Genomic DNA, 9,914 nt, shown 5'->3' with positions numbered 1-9,914 from the left:
CGCCTTGCAGGCGGTGGCGCCGAAGTGCGAAGTCTCGGTGGTGTTGACCGAGCCGCACTGAGGACAGGCCACCGCGTCAGCCGCCTGATGCCGGGGCGCAAAGCGGATGACCTTGTCGCTGCCGGGCGGTGTGGTGTGCGGCGGCGCAATGCCATAGTTGCGCAGCTTGGTTTTGGCGGCCGCGGTCATCCAGTCGGTGGTCCAGGCGGGTGCGAGCTGCGTGGTGATGCGCGCGTTGAGCTGGTGCTGCGCCAGCGCGGCGCGAATGTCGTCCTCGATCTGCCCCATGGCCGGGCAGCCGCTGTAGGTCGGCGTGATGATGATTTCCAACCCGCCTTCGACATGGCGCACGTCGCGCAGAATGCCCAGCTCGCGGATGGACACCACCGGAATTTCCGGGTCGGGCACGGCTTCGAGCACGTCCCAGACCTGCTGCAGGGTGCTCACCACCATCTTCCCGCTTGCGGGAGGTGTTTCATAACAGCTCCCCGGAGCTCGTGGTGGGTGCGAAGCGCTCACCATAGAGCGTGGGGGTGAGCGCGCGCCAGGCTTTGCATTTCGGCCAGCAACGGAGCCAGGTGGTCGCTGTGCTGGCCGTTCTTGCCTTGCGGCAGCCCGGCTTGAAGCGTGGGGCGCTGCAGTCCGGCCTCCTGCAGGGCGTCGTTGACCAGTTCGTCCCAGTCGCTTTTCAGTGCGGCAGCGTCGATGGCATGGCCTTTTGAATCTGCTACTGTTTCAATAGCTGACGGCGCCCAGTACTCCTGGGTGTAGGGCATTAAATGCTTCAAGGCGGCCTGGGTGCGGGCGTGGGACTCGGGGGTGCCATCGCCCAGCCGCACCAGCCAGTCGCGCGAATGGCGAAAGTGGTAGCGCACTTCCTTGAACGATTTGCCGGCAATGGCCGCCAGCTGCGCGTCTTCGGACTTCTGCAAGGCCTCCCACAGCAACAACATCAGCGCGCTGTAGAGAAAATTACGGACGATGGTGGTGGCGTAGTCGCGCTCCGAGGTGCTGGTCGCATGCGGCAGTTCCAGCAGGGTGTAGTTGCGGAAGCCGGTGGCATCGCGGAAATAGGCCAGCGAATCTTCCGTCGCGCCGTCGCCCGAAACCACAGCGGCGTGCTGGTACAACATCCTTGCCTGCCCGATCAGGTCTAGGCTCATGTTGGCCAGGGCGATGTCTTCCTCCAGCACCGGACCGTTGCCGCACCACTCGGCGTTGCGCTGGCCGAGCACCAGCGCGTTGTCGGCCAGGTGCAGCAGGTAGCCCAGCGGGGCTGTTCTGACGGGGGCTTCAACGGTGTTCACATGTGGCCCACTTCGTCAGGGATTTCGTAGAAGGTCGGGTGCCGGTAAATCTTGTCGGCCATGGGTTCAAAAAACGCGGCCTTGTCGTCGGGTTCGCTGGCGGTGATCGTGTTGGACGGCACCACCCAGATGCTCACGCCCTCCTGGCGCCGCGTGTAGACGTCGCGCGCCATCTGCAGCGCTTGCTGCGCATCGGCGGCGTGCAGGCTGCCGCAGTGTTTGTGTTCCAGGCCCTGCTTGGACCGGACAAACACTTCCCACAAAGGCCACTCATTTTGCGCGGTCGTCATGCCGCCTCCTTCAATTGGCGGGCGCGCTGTTTGGCGGCATGCGCCTGCGCCGCATCGCGCACCCACTGGCCGTCCTCATGCGCCTTCACGCGGTTGGCCAGGCGTTCCTTGTTGCAGGGGCCGTTGCCGTTGACGACTTCCCAGAACTCGTCCCAGTCGATGGCGCCGTAGTCGTGCTGGCCGCGCTCCTCGTTCCATTTCAAATCGGGGTCGGGCAGGGTCACGCCCAGCACCGCGGCCTGCGGCACCGTGGCGTCGACAAATTTCTGCCGCAGGTCGTCGTTGGAAATGCGCTTGATGCCCCAGCGCATGCCTTGCGCGGTGTTGGCGCTGGCCGCATCGGGTGGGCCGAACATGGCCAGCACCGGCCACCACCAGCGGTTCACCGCGTCCTGCACCATGGCGCGCTGCTCGGCTGTGCCCTGCATCTGCACCATCAGGCTCTCAAAGCCCTGGCGCTGGTGAAAACTTTCTTCCTTGCAGATGCGGATCATGGCGCGTGCATACGGGCCGTAGGAGCAGCGGCAGATCGGCACCTGGTTCATGATGGCCGCGCCGTCGACCAGCCAGCCGATCACGCCGACGTCGGCCCACTGCAGCGTCGGGTAGTTGAAGATGGAGCTGTACTTGGCCTTGCCGGTGTGCAGTGCATCGAGCAATGCATCGCGGCCCACGCCCAGGGTTTCCGCGGCGGAATACAGGTAGAGGCCGTGGCCGCCTTCGTCCTGCACCTTGGCCAGCAGGATCGCCTTGCGCTTGAGCGAGGGGGCGCGCGAGATCCAGTTGCCTTCGGGTTGCATGCCGATGATCTCGCTGTGCGCGTGCTGGCTGATCTGGCGCACCAGGGTGCGCCGGTAGGCCTCGGGCATCCAGTCCTGCGGCTCGATTTTCTGGTCGGCATCGATTTTTTCGTCGAAGCGGGTCTGCAAGGCGTCGGGGGCTGCCGGCACCGATGCCAGGGCCGGGGCCGACGTGTCGGGTACGTCGAGTGATTGTGTGTACATGTCTTGTCTCCTGTCACCCGGTCTGCAGGGCGGGTCAACCGGAGTATAGCCAATTAACCGACCGATCGGTCGGTTAATTGTTGACTCCGCCGCAGGGTGCTTTCAGCTCGCCCGGGCGAGGTCCGCGAGCAGGGCGTCGGCCGAGGCATAACGGTCGTCGGGGTTTTTCGCCATCAGTTTGTTGACGATGGGCTGCAGGGCCGCGTGCGCCGCGGGCAGCACCGGCGTGTCCGCATGCAGGTGCCTGGCCAGCAGCAGTTCCAGCGACTCCGCGATGAACGGGCGCCGGCCAGCCAGCATCTCGAACAGCATGACACCCAGGCTGTACAGGTCAGAGCGGGCCGTCACGGTTTTTCCGCTGACCTGCTCGGGGCTCATGTAGTAGGGCGTGCCGACCACATCGCCATGCAGGGTCTGTGTCAGGCCCGGGCTTTCGGCCTGCAGCATGGATTTGGCGATGCCAAAATCGGCCAGCGCCACCGAGCCGTCGCTGCGCAGCATGACGTTTTCGGGCTTGATGTCACGGTGCACGATGCCGTGGCTGTGGATGGCCGCCAGGGCCAGGGCCAGTTGTTGCACCACCGAAAGTGCCCGCTCGCGGGTCATGTCAGGACCGAACAGACCGCGCAAGTCACCGCGCTCGAAATACTCCATCGCGATGTAGGCGTGTTCGTCGCTGAAGCCCTGGTCGTGGATGCGGATCACATGCGGATGCTTGATCTGGCTCAGCAGCGCGTACTCCTGGATAAACCGGACCAGATGCTCCGACGCTTCCTTGCCGCGTGAATCCAGCACCTTGAGCACGATGGGCAGGCCGTCGGCCTCGCGTTCGGCCAGGTACACCTCGGTCATGCCACCGGCGCCGATTTTCCGGGTGACGCGGTAGCCCTTCAGGCGCACGGGCTCGGTGTCAGGCTCAAAACGCTGCTCTTTCAGTGCGGCCAGCTTGGCCTGCAGGGCATCCTTGACGGCCCGCGCGGTGATCTCGGAGTTGGTTCTGACCGCCGCGCTGATCTCCTCGGCACGCTCGGTCAGGCTGGCCATGCCGTGGAGCCTGTCGTCCATCCCGGTCACCAGCCCGGTGATCTCCACCACATCCAGCGTCAGGTGTTTGCCGGTCAGGGTCAGGGTGTCCTGCGCGCCGGTCTGGATGCCGGGGCCGGCGCCGGCGAGTACGGCGCCGCTGGCCAGCACCGTCCAGCCGCGCTCGCGGGTGACGGCCTCCAGGTGCGCGGCGAGGCTGACGCTGTCGCCCACCGGCATCAGGTCGTGGCTGCCTGGCGGCCCCATGCGGCACAAAGTGGTCTCGCCGCTGTGCAACCCGATGCCGATGGCAAACGGGGGCAGACCCCGGTCCGGGAAACGCTGCGCGAGCCAGTCGCGGAACTCGTGGGCCGCCAGCGCCATGGCCAGCGCTGCGGAAACGGCGCGGCGCTGCCCCGACAGCGGCGAGTCGCCCGGCGTGTTGGCAAAAACCGCCATCAGGCCATCACCGACAAACTTGAGATGTCGCCCACCGTTCTTGAGCACTGGCTGGCAACTGCGCTCGAAGTAGCCGGTCAGCAATTGCGAGACCTCACCGGCGTCGAGTTTTTCGGCCAGCGACGTGAAGTGGCGGATCGTCGACACCAGCACCGTGGCGTCAAGCACCTGCCCGCTCTCGCTGCCCGCCGGGATCTCCACCGGGAAGGCTTCGGGCCGGGTGCCGCCAATGTCGCTGCCGAAAGCCGTGCGCAGGCGCGCCTCGAGCGCCGCCAGGCTGGACGCGATGCGCGTGTCGACCAGGTTTTTTTTGCGCAGTTGCGCGCTGACGGCTTCGAGCAGCTCGGTGCGTGTGAAAGGCTTGGACAGGTAATCGTCGGCGCCTCCGGTCATGCCGCGGCGCATGCTGCCGCGGTCGTCCAGCGCGGTCAGCAGCATGAACGGGGTGGTCGCCAGCGCCGGGTCGGCCCGCACCGCAGCCAGCAGCTCGAAGCCGTCCATGCCGGCCATGTTGATGTCCGAAATGATCAGGTCAGGCGTGCGGGCCCTGGCGTGTGCGAGGCCGGCCTGACCATCGGCCGCCGCCACCGCCTCGAACCCCTCCAGCGTCAGCAGGCGTGCGATGTTGCTGCGTATCGCGTCGTCGTCCTCCACAACCAGGATCACATGCATGCGCAGGCCCTCCTCTGGCGTCAGTTTCCGCTCAGCCGCCGTGGTCCAGCGTGAAGCCGGCGTTGCGGTCCTGCCCCAGGCGCGCCACCAGCTGTGGCAGGGCGGCCTGCAGGTCGGTCTTGAGCGTGTGCGGCGGGTTGATCACAAACATGCCGCTGGCCGGCAGGCCGGGGCGTTTGACGTCGCCGGCCTCATCGGTGGTCAGCTTGCTGGACTTGACCGTGAGCGTGGCGTTGAGCCAGGGACGGCCCGCCTTGGTCGCCAGCGTCTTGAGTTTGCGCGGCAGGTCATGGGCTTCGGGGCGCGGAATGATGGGATACCAGACCACGTAAGTGCCGGTGGCAAAACGCTTGACGGCATCGCCCATGCAGGCCGCGACGCGGGCATAGTCGCTCTTGATCTCGTAGCTCGGGTCGCACAGCACCATGGCGCGGCGCGCCGGCGGCGGCAAAAAGGTTTTCAGCACCTCAAAGCCGTCTTCACAGGCCACCGTGACCTGACGGCCCACGCCCAGCTGCGCAATGTTGCCGGTGAGCGACTTGAAATCGGTCGGATGCAGTTCAAACAGCTTGAGCTTGTCGCGGCCGCTGAGGAACTGCTGCTCAATGAAGGGCGAACCGGGGTAAATCTTCAGGTGCGCCGGATCGCCGCTGGTGGCGAACTGCGGGTTCAAGCCGCGCAGCAGGTCCACATAGTCCTGCAGCGCAGGGGCCAGGGCCTCTTCGGCCGGCGCTTTCGCAGCACCGGGGGTTTTTGAAGTTGCTACCTTTTTAGTAGCTGCTGGCGCTGATGTCGTAAGGGCTGCGGGCGCTTTTGATGCATTGATCAGGCGGAAGATGCCTTCCTGGGCTTCACCGCTGGTTTCGGTGTAGTCGCCATCGAGCCGGTACAGGCCGGCACCGGCGTGCGTGTCAATCACGGTCAGCGCCGTGTCTTTCTGGGTCAAATACTTCATCAACGCAATCAGCGTGGTGTGCTTGAGCACATCGGCATGGTTGCCGGCATGGAAGGCGTGGCGATAACTGAACATGTCGCTATGTTAACGGGCGCCGACCGGCGGGCCTTTTCCGGGGTGCGCCGGGCCGCCAGGCCGGATGCTTGCAATCTGCAACACATTACCGGCGAACGTCCCGTTGCGGCCGCCCGGGCGCCTTGACGGCAGCAGGGCGTCCATGCCTAATGACAGCCCCACCTTGCCACAGCCCGCTCCCGTTCATGACCGCCCCGTCAAGTCCGACCCCCGTTTCATTGATCACCCATCTCGATGCCTTGCCGGTGGGTACGCGCCTGGCCGAGTTTGAAGTGCGGGGGCTGCTGGGTGCCGGCGGGTTTGGCATGGTCTACCAGGCGTTTGACCACTCGCTGCGGCGGCCGGTGGCCCTCAAGGAATTCATGCCGGGCACGCTGGCCTGTCGCGGCGCGGAGGGCGCAGTGGTGGTTCGTGACCCGGCCGACCAGGCGGCCTTCCAGGCCGGTCTGCAGTCGTTTGTGGCCGAGGCCCGGCTGCTGGCGCAGTTCGACCATCCCTCGCTGGTCAAGGTTTTCCGGTACTGGGAAGCCAACCAGACGGCCTACATGGTGATGCCTCTTTACCGCGGCATCACGCTGCAGGCGGCGCGCAGCCAGATGCACAGCCCGCCGACCGAGGCCTGGCTGCGCAAGGTCCTGTGGGCGGTGCTGGGGGCACTCAAGACCCTGCACCAGGGCCGCACGGTGCACCGCGACGTCTCCCCCGACAACATCTTCCTGCAGGACATCGGTCCGCCCGTGCTGCTGGACCTGGGTGCCGCGCGCCATGCCATGGGCGGCAAGACGCAGGACCTGACCGATGCCTTCAAGCTGAGTTACGCGCCGCTGGAGCAGCAGGCCGGCGCGCCCGACATGCGCCAGGGGCCGTGGACCGACCTGTATGCGCTCGCTGCGGTGGTGCATGGCCTGCTTTGCAACAAGCCGCCGCTGCCGGCCACGTTCCGGGTGGTGCGCGACCGCCTGCCGCCTTTTGCCCGCGTGGCACGCACGGTGCAGGAGCAGTTTGGCCTCGGTTATTCGCAGCCGTTTGTGCAGGCGATCGGTCAGGCGCTGGCGATCGACGCCAAGGACAGGCCGCAAAGCGTGGCGGCCCTGGTGCAGCTCATGGGGCTGGAAACGCCCAATGGCATGTCCCGTTTCGACTGGCGTGCCGAACTGGGTCCGATCTGGGCGGCGCCGGGCCTGTCCGGCCCCCGGCCGGCGGCGCGGGTGCAGCCGTTGCCCCCGCAGCCTTCGGGCGCGGCGCCCCCCACCGATCCGACACAGCCATTGGCGGCACTGCCCCGGCGGCGGGATGTGACTGCCCCGCAATCGCCTGTTGCAGCCGCGGCACCAGCTGCCGCCGTGGTTGCTCCAGTCCGGTCCGGCCGCTCGTGGCGTGTGGGTGCGGGCGTGGTGGCAGTGGCCGTTGTTGCCCTGTTGCTGGGACTGATGCTGGGACGGGGCGTGCGCGCACCCGGGACCGAGACCCGGCTCGCGCAGGCCCCGGCCGACGCCATGCCCGTGCAACCGGTGGCGAGCGGGCTTTCGACGCTTGCCGCGCCGGTTGTGGCGGCCATGGCACCGGAGCTGCCGGTTGCGGCCGCTGTCAGGGTACCGTTGCCTGGGGAGCAGCGTCCAAGGCCCGCCGCCCGGCGTGCCGCGCCGAAAACAACAGCGACGCGGTCCGATGCTGCGAACCCGCCGCCAGCGCTGCCTCCGCCTGTGCCTGCCATGGCAAGCGAACGGGGGGAGGTGCCGCAGCTGGTGAAGCCCGCCGACCCGCTCGCGCTGTGTGCCGACAGCAACTTTGTGGCGCGACCGATGTGTATTTTTCGTCAGTGCCAGAAACCGGAGATGGCCGCGCTCCCGCTGTGTGTTGAAAACAACGCCCGGCTGCAGAACAGCCGGCGGGTCGACGGGTTTTAGCCAAAAAATGCCCGGGAACGGCCACAAACGGCCGTTAAAGGGAGAGCTCCTGCGGGGGAGTGCCGGGATATCCCCCATGAGGGTCGGGATTTTGTATAATGGAAGGCTTCGCAGCGATCGGCTGGCCCCGCGGCGAGGCTTGAACCCCACCTAAGAGGTTTCCATCAGAGAAACACCGACCGTGGAAAAGGGCTGCTCAAACCAACTTTTGAAAAGTAAACCCATGACAACTTTCAGCGCAAAACCCGCTGACGTGGTGCATGAGTGGTTTGTGATTGACGCGACCGACAAGGTCCTCGGACGAGTAGCCAGCGAAGTTGCTCTCCGTTTGCGCGGCAAACACAAGGCCATTTATACGCCTCACGTCGATACCGGTGACTTCATCGTCATCATCAACGCAGCCCAGCTTCGAGTCACCGGCGCCAAGTCGACTGACAAGATCTACTATCGCCATTCGGGTTACCCCGGCGGCATCTCGGCGACGAATTTCCGCGACATGCAAACCAAGTTCCCGGGCCGCGCCCTGGAAAAAGCCGTCAAGGGCATGCTGCCCAAAGGCCCGCTCGGTTACGCCATGATCAAAAAACTCAAGGTGTACGGTGGTGCAGAGCATCCGCATACCGCCCAACAGCCTAAAGTGCTGGAAATTTAAGGAGCCTTGAGATGATTGGTGAATGGAACAATGGCACCGGCCGTCGCAAATCAAGCGTCGCCCGTGTGTTCATCAAAAAAGGCACTGGCAAGATCACGGTCAACGACCGTGACATCCAGAGCTTCTTCGGTCGTGAAACATCGATCATGATCTGCAAACAGCCACTGCACCTGACCAACCATGTCGAAACCTTCGACATCATGGTCAACGTGCATGGCGGCGGCGAGTCCGGCCAGGCCGGTGCGATCCGCCACGGCATCACCCGCGCACTGATCGACTATGACACCACCCTCAAGCCGGCGCTGAGCCAGGCCGGGTTTGTCACCCGCGATGCACGTGAAGTCGAGCGTAAGAAAGTCGGCTTCCGTTCGGCACGTCGCCGCAAGCAGTTCAGCAAGCGTTAATCTGCTTTTGCTGCCTCCGAAAAGCCGCCTGGTTTGCGCCTGGCGGCTTTTTTCATGGCCATGCAGCAAGAGCCCTCCGGGACTGCCGATACAAATCCTTGCCGCTGCCGGCCGGGCAGCACTCAGCGCAGGCCGCATCTGAGTGCACAATGCACTCCCTGGAAGACAACCCAAGGTCGCTTTTGAAATTCCGCCTGTTTCGCCGCCGCCTGACCATCAGCTCCCCGCGCATGGCCATTCGAACCTCCTTGCCCTGGCCGCTGCGCTGGGCGCTGGGCGCGATGATGCTGGGGTTTTCTGCAGCCATCGCGCTGTGGACCTTCGAGCTCGGCGTCAGCATCGCGGGGCTGGACAAGGATGCCAAGCTCGAACTGTCCCGGCTGCGGGAAGAGGTCGCAGCACTGCGTGCGGAGCGCGACAAATCGCAGTCGGTCGCCAACATTTCCGGCAGCCTGTTGACCGCTGAAAAGGCCGCGCAGGAAAAGATGGCGACCCAGATCCGTCAACTCGAAGTGGACAACCGGCTGCTGCGCGATGACCTCGGTTTTTTTGAAAAGCTCCTGCCTGCCGGCGGTGCCGAAAGCGCCGCCATTCGCGGCCTGCAAGCCGAAGCCCTGACGGACATGCAGCTCAAGTGGCAGGTGCTGGTGATCCAGCCGGTCAAGGACGCGCCGGTGTTCAACGGCAAGCTGGAACTGACTTTTACCGGCACCCTGGCTGGCAAGCCGTGGACAACAGGCTTGCCGGGTGGCGCCCAGCTCCTGCAGTTCAAGCAGTACCGCCGCATCGAAGGGGTGCTCGACCTGCCCCCCCTGGCCGTGGTAAAAACGGTGACCGCCAAGGTCGTCGAAGGCACGGCCGTCCGCTCCGTCCAGACCATCAAGCTCTGACCCCGGTTCATCACTCAGGATTTCACAGGATTTGTCCATGTTTGGAAAAAAATCGCAGCCCCCGATCAAAAGCCTGATCGCGCAAGGCAGTTGTATAGAGGGCAACCTGAAGTTTACCGACGGCCTGCGCATCGATGGCGAGGTGTTTGGTGACATCCGTGCCAACGAGGGCAGTCCCAGCATTCTGGTGATCAGCGAGTCCGCCTGTGTCACCGGGGCCATCCATGCCGACCACGTCATCATCAACGGCCGCGTCATGGGGCCGGTGCATGCGGC

The 9,914-nt window shown here is 65.1% G+C and carries 11 protein-coding genes; 5 read left to right on the top strand and 6 right to left on the bottom strand.

Going from position 1 to position 9,914, the window contains the following annotated elements; all coding sequences use genetic code 11:
- The 6 genes from paaD to rlmJ form a co-directional block, all read right to left on the bottom strand.
- Positions 1-453 (bottom strand): 1,2-phenylacetyl-CoA epoxidase subunit PaaD (paaD, locus tag PSV33_RS18275; protein ID WP_300563948.1); only part of this gene is annotated, 453 nt, incomplete at its 3' end.
- A 62-nt stretch (positions 454-515) separates the two neighbouring features.
- Positions 516-1,307, bottom strand: coding sequence for a 1,2-phenylacetyl-CoA epoxidase subunit PaaC (gene paaC / locus PSV33_RS18270; RefSeq protein ID WP_300563947.1), 792 nt, complete (start codon positions 1,305-1,307; stop codon positions 516-518).
- Positions 1,304-1,597 carry a 1,2-phenylacetyl-CoA epoxidase subunit PaaB gene (paaB, locus tag PSV33_RS18265; RefSeq protein WP_300563945.1) on the bottom strand — a complete coding sequence of 98 codons (294 nt, stop codon included), beginning with the start codon at positions 1,595-1,597 and terminating at the stop codon, positions 1,304-1,306. Before paaB ends, paaC begins: the two co-directional genes overlap by 4 nt.
- Positions 1,594-2,601, bottom strand: coding sequence for a 1,2-phenylacetyl-CoA epoxidase subunit PaaA (gene paaA / locus PSV33_RS18260; RefSeq protein WP_300563943.1), 1,008 nt, complete (start codon positions 2,599-2,601; stop codon positions 1,594-1,596). The genes paaB and paaA overlap by 4 nt, the downstream gene beginning before the upstream one ends.
- Before the next feature lie 102 nt (positions 2,602-2,703).
- Positions 2,704-4,755, bottom strand: coding sequence for a protein kinase (locus PSV33_RS18255; protein ID WP_300563942.1), 2,052 nt, complete (start codon positions 4,753-4,755; stop codon positions 2,704-2,706).
- A 31-nt stretch (positions 4,756-4,786) separates the two neighbouring features.
- Positions 4,787-5,785 carry a 23S rRNA (adenine(2030)-N(6))-methyltransferase RlmJ gene (rlmJ, locus tag PSV33_RS18250; protein ID WP_300563940.1) on the bottom strand — a complete coding sequence of 333 codons (999 nt, stop codon included), beginning with the start codon at positions 5,783-5,785 and terminating at the stop codon, positions 4,787-4,789.
- 185 nt (positions 5,786-5,970) lie between these two features.
- On the opposite strand from rlmJ, the gene PSV33_RS18245 reads away from it, so the two are divergent.
- The 5 genes from PSV33_RS18245 to PSV33_RS18225 form a co-directional block, all read left to right on the top strand.
- A complete protein-coding gene (locus PSV33_RS18245) occupies positions 5,971-7,692 on the top strand; it encodes a serine/threonine-protein kinase (protein WP_300563938.1) in 1,722 nt (573 codons plus the stop codon).
- A 223-nt stretch (positions 7,693-7,915) separates the two neighbouring features.
- Complete coding sequence (gene rplM / locus PSV33_RS18240; RefSeq protein ID WP_077593211.1) at positions 7,916-8,344, top strand: 50S ribosomal protein L13; 429 nt, start codon at positions 7,916-7,918, stop codon at positions 8,342-8,344.
- A gap of 11 nt (positions 8,345-8,355) precedes the next feature.
- Positions 8,356-8,748 carry a 30S ribosomal protein S9 gene (gene rpsI, locus PSV33_RS18235; protein ID WP_300512258.1) on the top strand — a complete coding sequence of 131 codons (393 nt, stop codon included), beginning with the start codon at positions 8,356-8,358 and terminating at the stop codon, positions 8,746-8,748.
- A 182-nt stretch (positions 8,749-8,930) separates the two neighbouring features.
- On the top strand, positions 8,931-9,638 hold the full coding sequence (locus PSV33_RS18230) for a DUF6776 family protein (protein WP_300563936.1): 708 nt from the start codon (positions 8,931-8,933) through the stop codon (positions 9,636-9,638).
- A 37-nt stretch (positions 9,639-9,675) separates the two neighbouring features.
- A partial coding sequence (locus tag PSV33_RS18225) for a polymer-forming cytoskeletal protein (protein WP_300563935.1) occupies positions 9,676-9,914 on the top strand: 239 nt, incomplete at its 3' end.

It is taken from the genome of Polaromonas sp. (genome assembly GCF_029945895.1).
Classification (GTDB): Bacteria; Pseudomonadota; Gammaproteobacteria; order Burkholderiales; family Burkholderiaceae_C; genus Polaromonas.
The sequence above is the reverse complement of the archived record's forward strand: the minus strand, read 5'-3'. Positions and strand labels throughout refer to the sequence as shown.

Coding starts and splice junctions, on each gene's coding strand:
- paaB (WP_300563945.1), bottom strand. CDS start 1,597: ATGACGACCGCGCAAAATGAGTGGCCTTTGTGGGAAGTGTTTGTCCGG.
- paaA (WP_300563943.1), bottom strand. CDS start 2,601: ATGTACACACAATCACTCGACGTACCCGACACGTCGGCCCCGGCCCTG.
- PSV33_RS18255 (WP_300563942.1), bottom strand. CDS start 4,755: ATGCATGTGATCCTGGTTGTGGAGGACGACGACGCGATACGCAGCAAC.
- rlmJ (WP_300563940.1), bottom strand. CDS start 5,785: ATGTTCAGTTATCGCCACGCCTTCCATGCCGGCAACCATGCCGATGTG.
- PSV33_RS18245 (WP_300563938.1), top strand. CDS start 5,971: ATGACCGCCCCGTCAAGTCCGACCCCCGTTTCATTGATCACCCATCTC.
- rplM (WP_077593211.1), top strand. CDS start 7,916: ATGACAACTTTCAGCGCAAAACCCGCTGACGTGGTGCATGAGTGGTTT.
- rpsI (WP_300512258.1), top strand. CDS start 8,356: ATGATTGGTGAATGGAACAATGGCACCGGCCGTCGCAAATCAAGCGTC.